Origin of the sequence: Singulisphaera acidiphila DSM 18658 (assembly GCF_000242455.2) — a bacterium.
GTDB lineage: Bacteria > Planctomycetota > Planctomycetia > Isosphaerales > Isosphaeraceae > Singulisphaera > Singulisphaera acidiphila.
Window position 1 is genome coordinate 189,972 of sequence record NC_019892.1, and the last position, 17,441, is coordinate 207,412.

Below are 17,441 nucleotides of genomic sequence, written 5' to 3' on the forward strand. Positions count from 1 at the left end.
AGCCGGGGTTTGCGAGTGCCAGGCCAGGCCACTCTCATTGTCCCGGCACGGAGAGCGGTTTGCCGTTGTCCTTCGGGCCGAGCGTGAGCAGGAATGGCACGGCGATCTTGGCCCAGGCCTGGGGGCTGAGAAAATGCTTCGCGCGGCTTCCGAAGGTGCTCTGCAGCATCTCCGTGTCGATGATCCCCGGGTTCAGCGGGACGGCGGCCAGGCCCGTCGGGAGCTCTTGGGCCAGCGCTCGCGTCAGGCCCTCGATGGCCCACTTGGTCGCGCAGTAGGGGGCGACCTCGGGTGCGGTGGAACGGCCCCAGCCCGAGCTGAAATTGACGATCACTCCGCTTTGCCGCTCGACCATCGCCGGGACGAAGGCGCGGAGAACGTTGGCGACCCCCTTGAGGTTCACGTCGACGACCCGGTCGAATTCGTCGGCCGCGACCATCCACAACGGTGCATTGCCGTTGATCAGGGCCGCGTTGTTGAGCAGCAGGTCTGGCGGACCGAATCGTTTGAGGACTTCTGTCGCCCACGCTTTGACTTGCCCATCGTCGGCGACGTCAACCGCCTTGAAGTCGTGCGGTGCGCCGAGCTCTTCACGCAGTTGCTCAACCGCGCTGGCCGTTCGCCCGCAACCGACGACGGTGTGACCGAGACCGGCAAATCCAGCCGCCATCGCCTGGCCGAGCCCGCGGGTGGCTCCTGTGATCAGAATGATTTTCCGCGTTCCCTGGACCATCCTTCGCTCCTTCCCGAGCTTCGAGAATTGTCGCCAACGTGGGCGCTGCTCGTCTCGACTCAAAGAGATCAAGGTTATTCGGGCTGGCGCGTGCTGAACAGACAAAGGGTGTTCGGCGACCCTGGTCTGTCATATTGGAACGAGGGATTGATGCGGGTAACCTTGAGTCAAAAGATCCCGTTTATGGGAACCCGCTTCATCCGGGGCCATTGCCAATGGAAGCCACTCACTGTCTGCAATGTGGTGGGACGAAGATCCTCGAGGGCGATTCCTGGAATGCGTCTGGGGCGACGACTCAGGTCACCTTTGTTCCTCGCTGCATGCGCTCCTTTGGTGTGAAGGAGGGGGTGAGCATGGCGGCCCCTTTGCATTCCTGTTTATCGTGCGGGCACGTCTGGACGAGCTTAGCCCCCGACAAGCTCCGTTCGTTAATCCAGTCCCGTGGTGCGGAGTTAGCCAAACAGCACTTGGCGTCCCTGGATTTAGGACCGGCCCATGATCTGCCAGACGTCGCCGAAGCGCGAGACGCGGCCGTGAAGGCTGCGGAGATCGACGCTCTGGTGCTCGCGTACAAGCAACCGGAAGCCACCCGGCGCTACCGCCAGTTCACAACAACCACCTGGGATGAGGCGATCGGCACGATTCGTAACTGGCATCACTTCAAACGCAGGGAGAAGCTGGCCATGTTCGGATGGCATTCCAAGGAAACATCCAAAGCTGACGAGCTCAAACGACTCGACCACCCCATGAGTGATCCATTGCTCGATTTTTGAATCGTTGATGCCTGGTTGTGGAACGTTCTCCGATCCCCTTTCACCTCACCGATTTTTTGGGCCCGCTATGAAATCGACAAACGCTCCTGGCGACTACGACGTCTATTCGGTGGTCGGCGACCGCTACACGTTCCTGCTCACGGGCGCTCAGACCGGTGGCGCTTACGCTGTTCTCGATTTCTTCGTGCCGCCGGGGAGCGGTTCGCCGCCGCATGTCCATCGTCGTGAGGACGAGGCGTTCTACGTCATCGACGGCGAGTTCGAGTTCATCGTGGCCGGCGAGCCGATCCGCGTCACGGCCGGTGGATTCCTCTTCGCTCACCGCGATATCCCCCACAACTTCACGAACGTCGGCTCGACCCCCGGCCGGATGATTGTCACGATCACGCCCGCCGGCCTGGAAGAGTTCTTCGCCGAAGTCGGCACGCGGCTTCAGAGTCGTGAGGATGCGCCGATTCCCCCGACGCCGGAGGATATCGCCAGGTTGATCGAGGCTACGCCAAAGTATGGCCTGGAAATTCTGAACGGGTTCTGAACAACGGCCGGCCCGGCACGCTCAATCAAATCGCATCCTCACTCGGGGCCTGCCATGACCGGGTTACGGAGAACCAGATGATTCCGCCGATTCCGGCCAGGAACACCAGCAGCAAACTGCACCCTTCGCCTGTCGGAAGGCGGACGGGATTGGCTTGATTGGCCCGGACGACCAGCATATGGAAGGCGAGGAAGAGCGCCGTGGTGAGGCAGGCGATCCAGAGGCCGAGACTGAAGATCTTGTCGTACGTTTCTCGTCGACGCTCGGGTGCCAGCCAGTAAGCCCGATTCGGGATGTTAATCGCGGAGTCGGTGAAGAACCGCGCGAGATAGGTTGAGCCGGCGCAGATCAAGGCGGTCAAGGCGGCCACCCCCAGGGTGAACGCCGCGCAGGCCGGGCGCGACATCCAGCCGTCGGGCTCGCCGCTGAATCCGAAATGCGTCGCGACCCTTTCGGGCAACTTCGGATAGGTTACCATAACCAGGGCGACCAAAAGGCCGTAGAGGATGACCAGCGTGGCGATGGCGGGCTTGGGACGGTTCATGGCGCTCCTCAACGGCATGGCGAGTGCATTCGAATCGAACCTCTGATTTTAAACAATTCGAGTGTTCGGCTCCAACTCAGGCGAAGAAAGCCATGATGAAAGGCAACCAAGCGGTTCGTTGGCGTGTCTTGCTGGTGGGGGCGACCGGCACTCTCGGTCGCGCCATCGCGGCCGAACTCGGAGCGCGGCATGAGATCATCCGCGCGGGACGCACGTCGGGCGATCTCCGCCTTGATCTGAGCGACGCGGCCAGTATCCGCGATGCGCTGGCGCAAGTGGGCGAGTTCGATGCGGTCGTGTCTGCCGCGGGGCATGTTGAGTTCGCCCCGTTGGAGGATTTCCAAGCGGCGGCGATCGGTGAGTCCCGGCACACGCTCGGCTTGACGAGCAAGCTCCTCGGCCAGGTCAATCTCGCATTGGCCGCCCGCGACCACTTGCGGGACGGCGGTTCGATCACGTTGACTACAGGCATCACATTGGAGCAGCCGATCGTCGGAGGATCGTCGGCCAGCATGGTGAACGGGGCCCTTGAGGGCTTCGTCCGCGCTGCGGCGATCGAACTGCCTCGCGGGTTGCGGATCAACGCCGTCAGCCCGAATCTGCTCGTCGAGGCGTCTCCCGCAATCCAGGCGCTATTCCCTGGTTTTGAGCCCGTGCCGGCCGCCCGAGCGGCCTTGGCATTCAGGAGAAGCGTCGAGGGCCGGCAAACGGGCCAGGTCTACCGCGTTTTCTGAGGCTGCCAAGGAAGCCTCCCGGGCGAGCGGTTTGGGTGAGGAGTGCCCAACCTGATAAATAAAGAGTTGCCATATTTTATAATTTAGTCGATAATCGCTCGATAGTGTGCTGAGGGACGGTGGTGGAACCCCGATGAAATGAGGATCGCCGATGAGCGCCCCAGACCTTACTCCGGACGCACGGCGGCCGACGAAGCCAAATACGCCCCCATCGACGCCTGCCGAAGACCTCGGTACCGTGACGCAGGGCAGGCTGCAGGATCTGATCCGAAAGCAAGTGGTTCGCTCGCTCGGCTCCCCGGCCGACTTGCTGGCGATCCACGTGCGACCGCTCTGGGACGATCGCTACCGGGTGAACGTCGTCGTCGGCAAGGAATACACGTCCTCCAAGATCATTCAAAGTTACTTCTTGGCGGCTGACAGCGACGGCAATATCATCCGGTCCTCCCCGGAGGTCACCCGCCTCTATTGACGTTTGAAACGCCCGCCTGAAAACGATCACCCCCACGATCGGATCCCCATCTCCTCCCCCTGCCCCTCACCGCGCAAGTCGCCCTTTCTTGTGCGGGGAGGCCTTCGTGTCCGATCACGGCCTCTCCGTTGGCCGGGCCACCCGGCGCTTGGCCATTGGGGCTTTCATGGCCCCTTCGGACTTGGATTCTTGCTGGTTTTAACTTGTGTTTCATTTGTTTCGCGTTTCTGCTGAGTCTTCATATTCGTAATCGATGAAGCTGTCCCGTGAGTCGGACCCCAGCAACGGGACCGTGAGTGGGATCGCTTTTGGCGATGGTGATTCGGATCGCTCGGTTCTCGGAACAAGGTCACTCACCGGATATGATCCGGGAACCTCCGGTCTGGTTTCCCAGCCGTTTGCCGGCTCGGAGTCCTCACGTCCCACGGTGGTCAAAGCTCCCTGCCGGCGGTTGGCCCAAGTCGTCTGGGCGTTTGCCATCGTTTTGGGATTTTCTCGAACCTTGGACGAACCATGCTCGACAATCCGATCTGGAGTGCCCTTGTGACCCGGCAGGCCCGATTCGCCTTGGGTGGTGGGCGTGTGAAGCGGTATCCCGCCGACATTGCGCCGTTCATTGCGGCTGCCGCGACCGAGCTTGGCGTCGATGCGGGGGCGGAGATGCTCGACTTGGCAATGCCCGGTGAGCGGCTCTACATGATCGGCGTGGAGCTGTCGTTGCCAGCCGGCTTGGAGGTCGAACGCCGTTCCTTGGTGTCTCAGATGGTCTGCGAACGACGCGTCGGCACGGTGAGCGAAGGTGAGGACTGCGCTGTGCTCGGGCCGGATGACGTGCCGGACATGCTCGAGCTGACGGCGCTGGTGTTCCCCGGATACTTCCGGCCGCGGACGATCGAGCTGGGGACTTATGTCGGTGTTCGTCGGGATGGCCGGCTGATCGCGATGGCGGGCCAGCGGATGGGCCTCCTCAGCCATCGCGAGATCAGTGGCATTTGCACTCACCCCGACCACCGGGGCCAGGGCTATGCCCGCCGACTCGTCACCTGGCTCGTCGACGCGACCTTTCGCGAAGGCCTGGTGCCGTTCCTCCACGTTGACGGCGAAAACAATGGCGCGAGGGCCGCCTACGAGAAGCTCGGATTCGTCGCTCGCTGCGATCTACCGCTTCTCTGTATCAGGCGTTCGGGGATGGCCCCAGTCGTTGGTGCCTAGTGCTTGGGATTTTGCACGACTCTCTCGACCGAACCCCGGTGCGAATCCAGACGACCAGCGACGAGGATTACCTGGTGCGGAGCCGACGGAGAAAGCCTGCCCGCCAGGCCATGATTGGCCGCTCGACGACGATCCCCAGGACGAGTCCGACGAGAATTCCCGAGATCGACGCAATCGCCCAGGTGAGCCGCCAGTCGATCAGGAGACCGAGCCGCGGAAGGAGCGCGCCTACCAGAAGAATGATCGGCCCATGGAACAGATACATGGGGTAGCTCGAAAGTCCGAACTCCTCGGTACGCTTCGCGAGCCATGGCGACTCTTGTGTCGACTGCTCAGGCTCTTCAGCCTTGAGGAAGTGGATCAGCATCAACGTGAAGGAAAATCCGCTCAGAAGATAGGCGAGTTGAGGGATCCGCTCATAAAAGCGCAAGGTAATGGCGGCGACCAGGAACAAGGGCCAGACGCGGGTGAGAATTCGAAGCGACACCGACTGGACCATCGCCTCACGATGCGCTGCGACCCAGGCCCCGAAAAACCAGTTCAACCCAAGTCCGAACAGCAAGCCGATATTCAAGACCACCAATGATTTATGAAACCCGAAGTAGTAAGCCTGACACGCCAAGGTGATGACAAGACTCAGGAGAATTCCCAGCCGCAACGGGCGTGAGGATTGCCGCTTTGCATAATATGCGAGAAATCCATAGACGATATAATAAAAAATTTCATTCGTGATGCTCCAAGAGGGAGCAAAGGATCCGAATGTTTGCGAGACTCCCTGAATGGCAAAGACCTGGGCCAAGACGACGAGAGGACTTCGTCCGTTGGGCCAAATTGAGGGGCGAGCCGAACCGATGGACCCTTCCACGATGATGGTGAACAGGAGGGCGAGATAATACAAAGGGAAGATGCGCGTGAACCGTGCGATGAAGTACTGCCGAACCGGGAATTCCCCCGCCTTCATCAGTCGCTCGATAGAGAGATGAATGCAGTAACCGCTGATGACAAAGAATCCCATGACCCAGCAGATCCCCGATCCGACAGTGCAACCGATGAATTGCCTCAGGAGGGGAGAGAGCGCAAGCAGAGCTGTGGGATGAAGCGCCCACGTCAATTCCCAGGAGTGCGCGATCACCACCAGGACGGCAAAGAGCCCCCGGCAAACGTCGATTTTCTCGTTCACGTTGAGGCGAGGAAAGGATCGCGATTGGCTGATTGCCGCGACCGGCGCCGGGAGGTAGTCGGACCTTGGATCTGTAATCATTTTCGTCATCGTGAAACAGGTCCCTTTGAAACGATCAGACGTAATCGAAGGCCTGGATCTTGGCGGACGACCTTCCGACTGAATTCCTTGAGCCGATCGGAACGTTGGAACGAGAAAGGTGACGGCGCAGGGCGGACCCACGCAGTCCCATCTTGGTCATCCCAACTCAGTGGGAGGCGCGATCGGCAAGGGGAGCCGTAACTCCGGTTTGGAGAAGCTGTTGCGGCTTGTGGGGCGAGCGGGGATGAAAGGGGGAAACTGGAATCTCATGGAAATGAAGATGCCCATCCTTAGGTGCCTCGCTTTACCAGCCTCATGCCTTGGTACGGTTATCCTAGTTTTGCCGAAACGGAGGCGTCAAGTAGGCAGATGTGGGACTCCCTCGATTCCGTGATTTTTCGAGCGCCACCACCATTGGAGGTGTGCGAGCGGATGAGGTCCAAATCGACCTTCGCCCTTTTGGCCAAGGAGGTTCGCCGACCGTCGGATGTTGCCCAGGGGTAGGCCGAGCCGTGCGGCGGCCTCGGGGTGGAACTGGGGTCGAGTTGCGGGACGACGACCTGGGCTTCGACCTTCAGGGTGGTCACTCCCTTGACCCATTTGATGGCCTTGTGGACTTCCTTGGGCCTTGTCGCGGCGCACGGTTGTCTAACGTCGTGTTCGGCGTTGGAAGCAGTAAGTGAACGGCATTAAGGGTGGAAGACCTTCAAAGATCCGAAGAACGGATACCTACCGGGACCGGATGCGGCTTGCGGGGTGTGTTGACGCCGGACCGAGGGGAGCCCGGCCTGGCGTCTAGCAAAGGGGTTATTCTGCAATAAATGGGGACTTCGCCGCATTCGGCGGAATCCTTCTCACGTCGTCGGTTGCGAGCCGGATCGACTTGGCTCTGACGAGGAGTTTTTCCTGCGTCGGAGGCTGCTCGTAGCGATAACCGAGCTTGGAGATATCGAGGACGTCCTTGACCGATCTCTTCCAAGGCTTGAGTTGATCGCCCAGGTTGTGGCCTGGCGGACCTTGCTCCTCAGGCGCGTAATGCGGAGCTGCGGCCGGATTGTCTTTGGCCTGCTCCGCCTGCCAGTCCGCCCAAACTTTGTCGATAAAGCAGTGGTGAAGGAAGAATACCGGGTCGTCAGGTGAGGTCATGGGCGTCATGTTGCCGCCGACCCACAAGTGCACTCTGTTGTGCAATTGCGAGCTGGTCGTCTTCACCCGAGGGTCGCCCCGTTGCGTGATCCAACCTTCAATGCGGTTACGGAAACCGATCGTGAACGGGCTGCGATTGTAGTTCGGGGTATCGTAATAGATCTCGGCCATTGCGAGAGCGAGGTCTTCGGCAGTAGGCAAATTAGGAACGATCTGAGCAAACTGCCGCTTCAGGCCGAGGCCGGGCAACTCGTCCGCCGGGTATGAAGGAACCGGCCACTTCCCATTCTTATAGGCGAACGGGCCACTTTGCACCCGCCATTCATCCTTCTCCAACCCGTCGCCACCCAAGAAATCATCGGACCAGATCGGTGCAGTCTTGGGATCCTTCAGTGCGGCGTCGATCGTCCAATCCCAATAGGGAATAGTTATGGAGGAGTCGATCGTCCTCAATTCCTGCTCGAGCTGCATGAGGAACTCTCGATGCCATGGCAGGAATGCGGGGCCGAGATGAGCGCCGTTGCGATATCCGGGATCACGGGGTTCATCCGGTAGCACTGTCGGTATCATGACATGGTGGTGCCAGTGCACGTACTTGTCGTATTCGCCTCGCTTCTTGAGCTCTATGAGAGCGTTCACGAAAGTCGTTTTCTCGGCCGAGCTCAAGGATCCAACACTCTTGCGAATCAACATGGTCGCTTTAATCCTCCCCTGGTTGACCTCGCAGACAACGAGACTCGACCTCGCATCACACCACGCGAGATTCGTCGAATATCGTGTGGCTATTTCATGGCATGTATGTGTTGATCGCAAATGAAAATGGAATTCAAGATGCGATTTTGCATGCGGTGCCACGAACATCGCCAGGTGGACTGCGCCTCGTCTTGATCGAACTGCTGAATCAGTTGTTCCGACTCGCGTCTGCGAATTCATCGGCCTCTTGCTTCATCGCATCAAGAAGGCTCCCCTCGATAAATTCTTTCGCATGAGTGCCGAGTTCCGTAGCGGGGGCTGAACCGTGCCTTTTCAGCGACTCGAAGACGTCGGGGATCGGGTGTCTCCCCTCCTCTTCGCGTTTCAACGCCTTCATGAACTTGGATTCCGGCTTACCCGGGAGATTCGTACTGCAGATCAGGCAGTTCTCTACGTGATACGAGCCGTAGAAGACATCGAAGCCTTCGCCCAAACCAACCGCGTTTGCCATCCGCTTGATGTCGAGATAGTTGAGCATGGTGTTGAAGTGGCATACCCGGTTCATCAAGCGATCCGGATCCTTGATGTCTGGGTTGAGCATCATCACAATCCTCACGATTGTCTTGAGGCGATCCACGATGGCGTCGAGCGAGGGATGGGCGCTTTCCTTGATCGGACCCTCCTTCTGGGAGAGCACCGGCTGATTCTTTTCGGCAACGACGGCGTTGTACGCTGCCTTGATCGCCCCACACTGCGTGTGGCCCAGCACGAGCACTACGCTGAGCGGTTTCACCTCCTCGGGTTTTCCCGAACCGTCCGTGCCCTTCTTTTCGTGCTTGGGGCGCGTCGCGTAGTTGTTGAGCACGAACTCAAGGCTTCCGCGCGCCTCTCCACGCTCCAGGAGGAAGTTCCCTGCTGTGCGGACCGCGAACATGTCATTCGCCGCCTGACCGGTGATCAACTCGGGCGGGACACGCGCATCGATACAACTCAGCACCGCGGCGTAAGGCGTCTGGTGGCTGATATGGCTGTTCTTGGTGCCAATCTCGTCCTTGTTGAGGAAGATACGAAACGTCTCCTCGAGGCTTGCGGAAACCGAATTGCTCGCGTACTTATCAGCTATCTCCTTGCAGTGACGGATAAACGATGCGTAGTGGTTGTTTCCTTGAACGATGAGTTTGCCGACCTTCTCAGGGCACATCGGCTTATGTGGGGCCGTCTGGCTTGGATCCGGGCGCCTCGAGTCATTCGGGTCTTCGGCGAATCGGTTGGGCGACTGCCGCGCCGCGTCGAAGGTCATGGAGAGATGGACAAGGGGAGCCTCTTCTTGCGGACAGTTTTCCTTAGCCATGAACCCTCTCCTTCACGTTGGGTGATTATTTAGACAGCCCGAGATCGCGCACGGGCGAGCCGCTCAGTTTAATGGGGAAATTGGGAGGTTGCTAGGAATTTCGTCGGCCGGAGGGATTCGGTAGAAATGCTAATTTTGATTTAATTGGATTAGTTAAAAATCAGCAATAAATCAAATGAATTTTCGGGGTGTGGGGGCCGTAAGAGGACCGTACGGAGATTGGTCTCGACTGCGTTCTCTGTTACGCTGAAACCTTTGCTGAGCGGCCCCAAGGCATGTCCGGTCACCCCTACGAACAGGGCATCGATCTGGAACTCATCCCCAGAAAACTCTTGAGAGCCGCTCCGCTGGTCGCAGTCGAGGTTCGCCTTGATCAATAAAATGATGAAATCTGTCTTTGTTGTTTTTGTCAAATGCGAACAGGTTCCGCGTTGGCCTCGACGGCTTGGCTACCGATCGTTCGCGATGTGCTGGGCTGACGCTGGTGGCCGAAGGCGAGGTAGAGGGCCGGCATCAGGAAGAGGTTGAGGACGGTGGAGGTGACCAGGCCGCCGAGGATGACGACGGCCATCGGGTGCTCGATCTCGTGCCCCGGCTTGTTGCCGGCCAGGGCCAGCGGGACGAGGGCGAGACCGGTGGCCAGGGCGGTCATCAAGATCGGGGCGAGCCGCTCTTCGGAGCCGCGGATGACCAGGCCGAGGCCGAACGGTTCGCCTTCTTCTTCCTCGAGGTGGCGGTAGTGGCTGACGAGCATGATCCCGTTGCGGGCGGCGATGCCCAGGACGGTCACGAAGCCGACGAGTGAGCCGAGGGAGAGGACGCCCCCTCCCAGCACTGCGCCGAAGACGCCGCCGATCAGGGCGAACGGCAAGGTCAGGAAGACCAGGGCCGTGAGCCTGATCGTGCGGAAGTCGGCGTGGATGATCAGGAGGACCCCCATCAGGGAGAGGGCGGAGAGGGCGAGCAGGCGTTGGCGCGACTCTTCCCGGGCAGCGTATTCGCCGAGGAACTCGGGATGGTACTCCCGCTCGAAGGAGAGCTTTTTGACACGCTCCTCGATCTCGCGGGCGACGCTGCCGAGGTCGCGGCCTTCGACGTTGCAGGTGACGTCGATCCGTCGCGAGGCCCCCTCGCGCTTGATCTCGTTCGGAGCCGGCGCGATTGCGACCTCGGCCACGTCGCCCAGGGGGACGTGGGTTCCCAACGGGGTCTCGATCGGCAGGTCGCGGAGTTCGGAGATGTCGTTGCGGACGCGATCGACGCCCCAGACGAAGACGTCGAAGATCTTCTGGTCACGGTAGACTTCGCCGACCTTTGCCCCCTTGACCAGCGTGGTCGCCGACCGCCGGACGTCGCCCGGGGTCAAGCCGAGCCGCGCGGCGGCCTCGGGACGGAGCCGGACGTCGAGCTGCGGGACGACGACCTGGGGCTCGACCTTCAGGGCGGTGACCCCCTTGACCCCGTCGATGGCCTTGTAGACTTCCTGGGCCTTGTCGCGGAGTACGGCGATGTCAGGGCCGAAGATCCGGACGACGACCGTGGCGCCGACGCCGGTGAGGACTTCTTTGATGCGCTCTTTGAGATAGGTGAGGACGTCGCGGGTGAGCCCCGGGTAGCCGTCGACCACGGTCTGGACGCTGGCCATCGCCTTGGCGTGGTTGAACTTGGGGTCGACGCTGATCCAGAGCTCGGTGAAGTTCGGGCCGACGACCTCGTCGGCGACCTCGGCGCGGCCGATGTGCGAGCCGAAGTTGCGTACGCCGGGGACCGTGCGGAGTTCCTTACTCGCCCTCACGGTGATCCGCCGCATCGCCTCCAGCGAAGTCCCCGGCTTCTCGACCCAGTGCATCAGGAAGTCGTTCTCCTGAAAGTCGGGCAGGAACTCTTCGCCGAGGCCCGCGACGGCCACCAGGGATCCGCCAAAGGCGGCGACGAGGACGATGACCGCCCAGGCCGGCCGCCTTGCGATCGTGGGGAGGATCGACCGGTAGACCCACTTGAGGGCACGGACCAAGGGAGACTCGCGCTTCCGCTCGGACGCCCCGGTCAGGAGCATGAGCGAGAGGGCGGGCGTCACCGTCAAGGCGACGAAGAGCGAGGCCACGATCGCGAGGACGTAGGCGAGGGCGAGAGGGCGGAAGAACGAGCCGGAGAGCCCGTCGAGGAAGAAGACGGGGACGAAGACGAGGATCACGATCAGGCTGGCGAAGACGACGGCGCTGCGGACTTCGAGCGAGGCGTCGAGGACGACCTGATAGGCGGACAAGGGGGAGCCCGCCAGGCGGTTGAGCCGGAGCCGACGGACGATGTTCTCGACGTCGATGATCGCGTCGTCGACCACCTCGCCCATGGCGATCACCAGGCCAGCCAGGACCATCGTATTGATGGTTGCGCCCATCCAAACGAGAACAATTGTCGCGGCCATCAGCGAAAGCGGGATTGCCGTCAGGCTGATCAGGGCCGTCCGCCAGTCGAACAGGAAGGTCACGAGGATCAGGACAACGAGCACGCAGCCGACGGCCATCGCTTCCTTGAGGTTGTCGAGCGACTGCTCGATGAAGGTCGCAGGGCGGAAGATGGTGGGGTCGATGTCGACCCCTTTCAGGGCCGGCCGGAGGGCGTCGAGGGCCTTCTCAACTTCGTGGGTGACTTCGAGCGTGTTGCCCGTCGGCTGTTTCTCGACGATGAGGAGGAGGCCGGGACCGTCGTTGATGACCGCGTCGCCGATCGGCGGAGGATAGCCGATGGCGACGTCGGCAACGTCGCCGAGCTTGAGGGAAACACCGTTGCGGAAGGCGACCGTCGTGCGGGCGAGGTCGCCCGGCTCTTCGATTGGCGAGCGATGGCGGACGGCGATCCGCTGGTTGGGCATGTCGACGAATCCCCCCGCGCCGACGGCCGAGGCGTCGGTCACGGCCTTGACGACCGTGTCCAGCGTCACCGCGTTGGCGCGGAGCCGGTCGGGGTCGACCAGGACCTGGTATTGCAGGTCGCGCTGACCCCAGATGGCGACGTTGGCGACCCCCGGGATCGACATCAGGCGAGGGCGAATCGTCCACTTGGCCAGGATCGTCATGTCCATCTGGGAGAGCGTCTTGGACGAGAGGCCGACCTTGAGCAGCCGGCTTGTTGAAGAGAGCGGCGGCAGGATGACCGGCGGTCGCGCCGCGGCGGGGAGCCTGGGGGCCTCGACCGAGAGCCGCTCCTGGACCACCTGACGCGCGGCCATCAGGTCGGTCCCCTCCTTGAGGATCAGGACCACCGACGACAGCCCGAGCACGGACTTCGACCGGATCGTCTTCAGGCCGATCGTGCCGTTGAGCGCGTTCTCCAAGGGGACGCTGACCAGGCTTTCGACCTCTTCGGTCGAGAGCCCGGGGGCCTCGGTCTGGACCTCGACCAAGGGGGGAGCGAACTCGGGGAAGACGTCCAAAGGGGCCTTCCGCGCGGTGCGGACCCCCACGATCATCAGCACGACCGACAGCGCCAGCACGAGCACGCGGAGCCGGAGCGATGTTGAGACAAGCCAGTTCATCATGAGATCATTGACTCAGGCATTCACTGGAAGTGGATCGAGAACCCGTCCGGTGTTCCGGCGACGACTTATTTACCCACGCCAAACTCAGTGCCGAAGAGCTCCGCCGCGCCGTCGGTCACGACCTGGGCCCCTGGCTTAGGGCCGCTGGTCAGGGCGGCCAGAGAGTTGACGACGCGGTCGACGGAGACGCGGCGGCGGGCGTACGAGTGAGGGCCGTTGTTTTCGTAGACCCAGGTATTGCCGTGGATGTCGCGGAGCAGGGCCGCGAGCGGGATCACCAAGCTCTCATCCTCGCCCTGGAGGGGAAGCGTGACGCCGACTCTCTGGCCGGGTCTCAGCGTGTTCTCCTTGTTCACGGCCTCGTAGAAGAGGTTGACCGTGGCCGCGAGGGGATCGCCCGAGGGAGGGGCCGTGACGGGAGTCGCGGGCCGGGTGGCCGCGCCCGGCGTGCCGGCGAGTCCGCCGACCTCCGCGGCCTTGTCGGTCGCGATCCGCTCGAGGTCGCCGACGTAGACGGGGACCTTGATCCAGACCGGGTCGAGGCTCGCGATGTCGAATAGGATCGCGCCGGCCGCCACCTTCTGGCCGGGCCTGGCGTGCAGGTTCTGGAGTGTGCCGTGGGCTGGTGCGTTGATCTTCTGGGTGTGCATGGTGCCGGTCTCGGCGTCGGACGCCACCTTGGCCAGGATTGCCCGGCGGTCCTCGGCGGCCTTGAGTGTGGCCTGAGCGAGGTCGAACTGGGCCTTGGCGTCGACCAGGGCCGCAGTGCCCCCGAGCTTGTCGCGTACTAGGTTTTCCGCCCGGTTGAGGTTCACCTTGGCGATGTTGAGTGACTCTTTCCCCTGCTTGATCTGCCCCTCCGCCTCGATCAGCATCGGGGCCATCGTGGCGCGGGCCTCGGGTGAGAGGATCGGCACGAGGACGAAGATCGGCTGCCCCTCCGTGACCGGGCTTCCCGGCGTGGGAAAACCGGAACCAGGGGGGACGCTGAGGGTCCCGGTGAATGGGGAGGAGACGCTGACAAGTCGGCCTGGAGGAATGACGACCTCGCCGCCGTAGACGGTGGTGCGCGGCATCGGCTTCCGCTCGATGGCGGCCAGGCGGATTCCCAGCCGTTCCTCAGCCTCGGGTGTTAGCACGATGGTCGTCAGCTCAGCCTCGGTCGGGGGCTTGAACGACACCGGGGGGGGCGGCTTGGTTGTCGAGGCCGTTGGGCTGCTTGCCGCGGGCTGGCAGCCGGGGACGGTCACGATCGCCGCCACCGCCATGACCCAGGCCGGCAGCGGGATCCGCGGCATCCACCATCGTTGGTACATGGAATATTTCCTGGTCGGCGCAATCGAAAAGCCAAGTTCGTGGCCCTGCGATCTCGATAAGATACTCAATCGACCGTGTCATTCGCGTGCGAACTTCCCTAAATTTTTCTTCATGACCACGCATGGGGGCGGTCGGCAGCCGATTCTCTAGTCTGTCCGAATGAAGATTGAGCGGTCGTCGAGGAAGGCGACTGGAAGCGAACGGTGATCTCGGGATTTCACTCCCCTGGGTCTGCCCGCAGGATGCGAGACCGATGCACGCGTTGACCGCCCTTACCGTCCTGGTCCTTGGAGCCGCCGCCCAGGCTGATTCGCCGCCTGCCGATAACGCGGCATCGAGCGGCCCTCACGCTCGGATCATTCCGAGGACGTCCGCTGCGCCCGGCGATCTCCCGGTGCGCCGGACGCAGTTCGACATGACGACTTTGACCATACCCGCTCCGGCCCCGCCGATCGTCGAAGATGGCCGGTCGATCAGCCTCCAGGCGGCCCTCTACGGCGCGATCACCGGGAACCCCGACGTCGTCACCTTGCGCAATAGCAACATCGCGACCCCCGAGTCGGTCGAGGTCGCCCGCCGGTTCCCGACCACCCTCAACCCCACACTCTGGGTCGACGTCCGCCCCTTCGTCACCGAGCGGAACCCGGGCTTTGGCATGAACCACAAGGATGCGTTCATGTATTTTTCCTACCGCCAGCCGCTCGAGCTTGGGCATCAGACGACACATCGCTACCACATCGCCAAGGCGGCCTACAACCAGCAGCAGTGGATCGTGGTCCAGGCCGAGATGCTGGCGATGGTGCAGACGTACCGGTTCTTCCAGACGGCGGCCTATCGCCGCGAGAAGCTCCGGGTCGCCGAGCAACTGGCCGACTTCAACGATCGCCTGCTCCAGTCGCTCAACCGTCGGCTCGAAGCCAACCAGGTGCAGGCGGCCGACGTCGTCCTGGCCGAGGTGGAGAACAAGGCGACCCGCCAGCAGGTCGAGGTCGCCCGGCAGGACTACGCCAATGCCCTGACCGACCTCCACAACCAGATCGGGACCCCCGAAACGGCCGGGACCGCCCAGCCCCTGGGACAGTTTGTCCTGCCCAACAATATTCCTCCGCTCGACGACCAGAGCCTGGTCCGGCTCGCGCTCCAGAGCCGCCCTGAAATTCACGCCGCGCGAGCGGCGGCGGCCGGTGCCTGCGCCGCGGTCAAGCTGGCCAAGGGGGACCGGATTCCGACCCCCGTGGTCGGTCCGCTCTACCAGCGCAACGAGCAAGGGACCCAGTTCTTCGGATTCACCTACATCACTCCCCTGCCCTTCCTCAACAACGGCAAGCCGTTGGTCGTTCAGCGCGAGGCCGATTACCGCCGAGCCCTGGTCGCCCTCCAGCAGGCCGAGCAGCGGACAACCACCCAGGTCAAGGCGGCCGTCGCCAAGTGGAACGGCGCAAACCGGCTGGTGAGCCAGACTTCCGGCCTGGCCGACACCCTCAAGGTCCAGGTCGACCGCCTGGAACAGCTCTTCGACGCCAATCAGGCCGACTTGACCAAACTCCTTCAGGCCCGTCAGCGCTTGATCCAGCTCGAGAATGCCCAGCTCGACGCCCTCTGGCAGGCCACCCAGTCCCAGGCCGACCTTCTGACGGCCCTGGGTGCTCCGTCCTTGCTCGTCGCGCTGAATGAGCCAAGGCCAGGGCCAGACGCAGGCACGCGGCCGACGACTCCCGAAGGGAACTGACGAAGCCGTGGCCGTTGATCTGCTCACTTTGCGTCCCAAACGACGGAGGGCGCGAGTTTTGCGGCAGTCTCAGCCGATCTTGCCTGTGGTAAGGGCGTTTCACGAATTGGGCGGGGTGAAGTCCCTTGTGAGCAGGCGCCTTGCAGGCTAAGTTGCAACGACCCTCGTTTGGTCCCACCGAGTTGATACACCCAGAGGAGAGACAGCATGACACGCAAGAGCTTTGTTTTCGCCATGGCGACCGGTGCCGCCTTGGTCGCGCTGACCGCGATCGGGTCGTGGGCCCAGCACGCCGAGGTGCCCCACCTGGGGGGAGTGACGAAGGCAATCGCCGTGCTGCACGCCACCAAGAAGGGGGGTGACGTTCATGGCAAGGTCACCTTCACACGGACTCCGAAGGGGATCCTGGTGGAAGGGACGGTCGAGGGTCTGACCCCGGGCCTGCACGGCTTCCACGTCCACGAGTTTGGCGATTGCAGCTCGGACGACGCCATGTCCGCAGGCGGCCACTTCAATCCCACGGACATGCCGCACGCCGGCCCGCATGCCGATAAGCGGCACGTCGGTGACCTCGGGAACATCGAGGCCAACGAGAAGGGTGTGGCCAAGATCGACATCCTCGACTCCGCCCTCAGCTTCTCCGGCGACCACTCGATCATCGGTCGCGGCCTGATCGTTCACGCCAAGGCCGACGACCTCAAGTCCGCCCCCGCCGGCGCAGCCGGTGACCGCGTCGCCTGCGGCGTCATCGGCGTCGCCAAGGGCGCCGGGATGATGAGCGGCTCCGCGCCCGCCAAGAAGTGAGATCGAATGCCTTTGAGTGATTGAAGCTGCATCCGCGTGCCTCTTGGTTCAAGGCGAAGCCACCAAGGGGACACGCGGATGCTTTATTTTCGAAAGGATGAGAAAAATCATGGATGTGACGCCTTCCCGGTTAGCCTGAGAAGCTCGCTCGCCCCTGCCTGCCTCGCCGGGTTGGCAGCACGCACGATGAGAGGCGGTTGCATGGGCCACCGATTGAAAAGCCGCTTTTGCCAATCGTTTGGATTATTTTGAGTTGTGGGTTGGATTGATGATGGGTGTGCTTAATTCGTAGGTGATGATGTTGTTGCGTTTTCTTGGGTCAAATTCATTGTGCACGACCTATGTGTCGTGCAGATAACAAATATTTTATCGTCGTTTGTGACCTTTTGAAGCTCCTCTGCAGAATCAATCAGGTGAGGAAGCAGGTCTCCTGCCCGCACTGATTCTTCAGAGGAGCCAATTCTTTTTCTGTCTCATTGAGCAATTCGGAAATTTTCGCTAATTTGATAAGAACTCATGCATGAAACAAGGATGTGCATTGTCGAAATGAGGGGTGGGAGTTAATGGCTTTGGTTTGGGAGGCCGACGATGTGGTTGTG

General features: G+C 61.8%; 14 protein-coding genes. 7 read left to right on the top strand and 7 right to left on the bottom strand.

Going from position 1 to position 17,441, the window contains the following annotated elements; translation table 11 throughout:
- Window positions 1-34: 34 nt before the first annotated feature.
- Window positions 35-733 carry an SDR family oxidoreductase gene (locus SINAC_RS00745; RefSeq protein ID WP_015243794.1) on the bottom strand — a complete coding sequence of 233 codons (699 nt, stop codon included), beginning with the start codon at window positions 731-733 and terminating at the stop codon, window positions 35-37.
- Window positions 734-1,086: 353 nt separating this feature from the next.
- Between SINAC_RS00745 and SINAC_RS00750 the strand changes: the two genes are divergently transcribed.
- On the top strand, window positions 1,087-1,506 hold the full coding sequence (locus SINAC_RS00750; protein WP_015243795.1) for a hypothetical protein: 420 nt from the start codon (window positions 1,087-1,089) through the stop codon (window positions 1,504-1,506).
- Between the two features lie 67 nt (window positions 1,507-1,573).
- Window positions 1,574-2,041: a cupin domain-containing protein gene (locus SINAC_RS00755; RefSeq protein ID WP_015243796.1), complete on the top strand. Its 468-nt coding sequence runs from the start codon at window positions 1,574-1,576 to the stop codon at window positions 2,039-2,041.
- Window positions 2,042-2,066: 25 nt separating this feature from the next.
- Here SINAC_RS00755 and SINAC_RS00760 read toward each other — a convergent pair whose 3' ends face one another.
- Window positions 2,067-2,585 carry a DUF1648 domain-containing protein gene (locus SINAC_RS00760; RefSeq protein ID WP_015243797.1) on the bottom strand — a complete coding sequence of 173 codons (519 nt, stop codon included), beginning with the start codon at window positions 2,583-2,585 and terminating at the stop codon, window positions 2,067-2,069.
- A gap of 92 nt (window positions 2,586-2,677) precedes the next feature.
- On the opposite strand from SINAC_RS00760, the gene SINAC_RS00765 reads away from it, so the two are divergent.
- The 3 genes from SINAC_RS00765 to SINAC_RS00775 all read left to right on the top strand — a co-directional run bounded on the left by SINAC_RS00765 (window position 2,678) and on the right by SINAC_RS00775 (window position 5,003).
- Window positions 2,678-3,319 carry a short chain dehydrogenase gene (locus SINAC_RS00765; protein ID WP_015243798.1) on the top strand — a complete coding sequence of 214 codons (642 nt, stop codon included), beginning with the start codon at window positions 2,678-2,680 and terminating at the stop codon, window positions 3,317-3,319.
- Window positions 3,320-3,470: 151 nt separating this feature from the next.
- Entirely contained in the window at window positions 3,471-3,791 is a 321-nt protein-coding gene (locus tag SINAC_RS00770; protein ID WP_015243799.1) for a hypothetical protein, read from the top strand.
- A gap of 513 nt (window positions 3,792-4,304) precedes the next feature.
- A complete protein-coding gene (locus SINAC_RS00775) occupies window positions 4,305-5,003 on the top strand; it encodes a GNAT family N-acetyltransferase (protein WP_015243800.1) in 699 nt (232 codons plus the stop codon).
- A gap of 67 nt (window positions 5,004-5,070) precedes the next feature.
- On the opposite strand, the gene SINAC_RS00780 is transcribed toward SINAC_RS00775, so the two are convergent.
- From SINAC_RS00780 to SINAC_RS00810, 5 genes are all read right to left on the bottom strand, one after another.
- A complete protein-coding gene (locus tag SINAC_RS00780) occupies window positions 5,071-6,264 on the bottom strand; it encodes an acyltransferase family protein (protein ID WP_020467080.1) in 1,194 nt (397 codons plus the stop codon).
- An 807-nt stretch (window positions 6,265-7,071) separates the two neighbouring features.
- Window positions 7,072-8,076 (bottom strand): tyrosinase family protein, encoded by a 1,005-nt coding sequence (locus SINAC_RS00790; protein ID WP_237722818.1) that lies wholly within the window; start codon window positions 8,074-8,076, stop codon window positions 7,072-7,074.
- Window positions 8,077-8,311: 235 nt separating this feature from the next.
- Complete coding sequence (locus SINAC_RS00795; RefSeq protein WP_015243804.1) at window positions 8,312-9,454, bottom strand: carbonic anhydrase; 1,143 nt, start codon at window positions 9,452-9,454, stop codon at window positions 8,312-8,314.
- A gap of 409 nt (window positions 9,455-9,863) precedes the next feature.
- Window positions 9,864-12,992: an efflux RND transporter permease subunit gene (locus tag SINAC_RS00805; RefSeq protein WP_015243805.1), complete on the bottom strand. Its 3,129-nt coding sequence runs from the start codon at window positions 12,990-12,992 to the stop codon at window positions 9,864-9,866.
- A gap of 65 nt (window positions 12,993-13,057) precedes the next feature.
- Window positions 13,058-14,308: an efflux RND transporter periplasmic adaptor subunit gene (locus SINAC_RS00810; protein WP_015243806.1), complete on the bottom strand. Its 1,251-nt coding sequence runs from the start codon at window positions 14,306-14,308 to the stop codon at window positions 13,058-13,060.
- 254 nt (window positions 14,309-14,562) lie between these two features.
- Between SINAC_RS00810 and SINAC_RS00815 the strand changes: the two genes are divergently transcribed.
- On the top strand, window positions 14,563-16,038 hold the full coding sequence (locus tag SINAC_RS00815; protein WP_015243807.1) for a TolC family protein: 1,476 nt from the start codon (window positions 14,563-14,565) through the stop codon (window positions 16,036-16,038).
- 207 nt (window positions 16,039-16,245) lie between these two features.
- Entirely contained in the window at window positions 16,246-16,842 is a 597-nt protein-coding gene (locus SINAC_RS00820; protein WP_015243808.1) for a superoxide dismutase family protein, read from the top strand.
- The last annotated feature ends 599 nt before the right edge of the window (window positions 16,843-17,441 follow it).

Excerpts from the sequence above, each read along its gene's own strand:
- SINAC_RS00760 (WP_015243797.1), bottom strand. The coding sequence starts at position 2,585 with ATGAACCGTCCCAAGCCCGCCATCGCCACGCTGGTCATCCTCTACGGC.
- SINAC_RS00810 (WP_015243806.1), bottom strand. The coding sequence starts at position 14,308 with ATGTACCAACGATGGTGGATGCCGCGGATCCCGCTGCCGGCCTGGGTC.
- SINAC_RS00795 (WP_015243804.1), bottom strand. The coding sequence starts at position 9,454 with ATGGCTAAGGAAAACTGTCCGCAAGAAGAGGCTCCCCTTGTCCATCTC.
- SINAC_RS00750 (WP_015243795.1), top strand. The coding sequence starts at position 1,087 with ATGGCGGCCCCTTTGCATTCCTGTTTATCGTGCGGGCACGTCTGGACG.
- SINAC_RS00820 (WP_015243808.1), top strand. The coding sequence starts at position 16,246 with ATGACACGCAAGAGCTTTGTTTTCGCCATGGCGACCGGTGCCGCCTTG.
- SINAC_RS00770 (WP_015243799.1), top strand. The coding sequence starts at position 3,471 with ATGAGCGCCCCAGACCTTACTCCGGACGCACGGCGGCCGACGAAGCCA.
- SINAC_RS00805 (WP_015243805.1), bottom strand. The coding sequence starts at position 12,992 with ATGATGAACTGGCTTGTCTCAACATCGCTCCGGCTCCGCGTGCTCGTG.
- SINAC_RS00765 (WP_015243798.1), top strand. The coding sequence starts at position 2,678 with ATGATGAAAGGCAACCAAGCGGTTCGTTGGCGTGTCTTGCTGGTGGGG.
- SINAC_RS00745 (WP_015243794.1), bottom strand. The coding sequence starts at position 733 with ATGGTCCAGGGAACGCGGAAAATCATTCTGATCACAGGAGCCACCCGC.
- SINAC_RS00815 (WP_015243807.1), top strand. The coding sequence starts at position 14,563 with ATGCACGCGTTGACCGCCCTTACCGTCCTGGTCCTTGGAGCCGCCGCC.
- SINAC_RS00755 (WP_015243796.1), top strand. The coding sequence starts at position 1,574 with ATGAAATCGACAAACGCTCCTGGCGACTACGACGTCTATTCGGTGGTC.
- SINAC_RS00775 (WP_015243800.1), top strand. The coding sequence starts at position 4,305 with ATGCTCGACAATCCGATCTGGAGTGCCCTTGTGACCCGGCAGGCCCGA.
- SINAC_RS00780 (WP_020467080.1), bottom strand. The coding sequence starts at position 6,264 with ATGATTACAGATCCAAGGTCCGACTACCTCCCGGCGCCGGTCGCGGCA.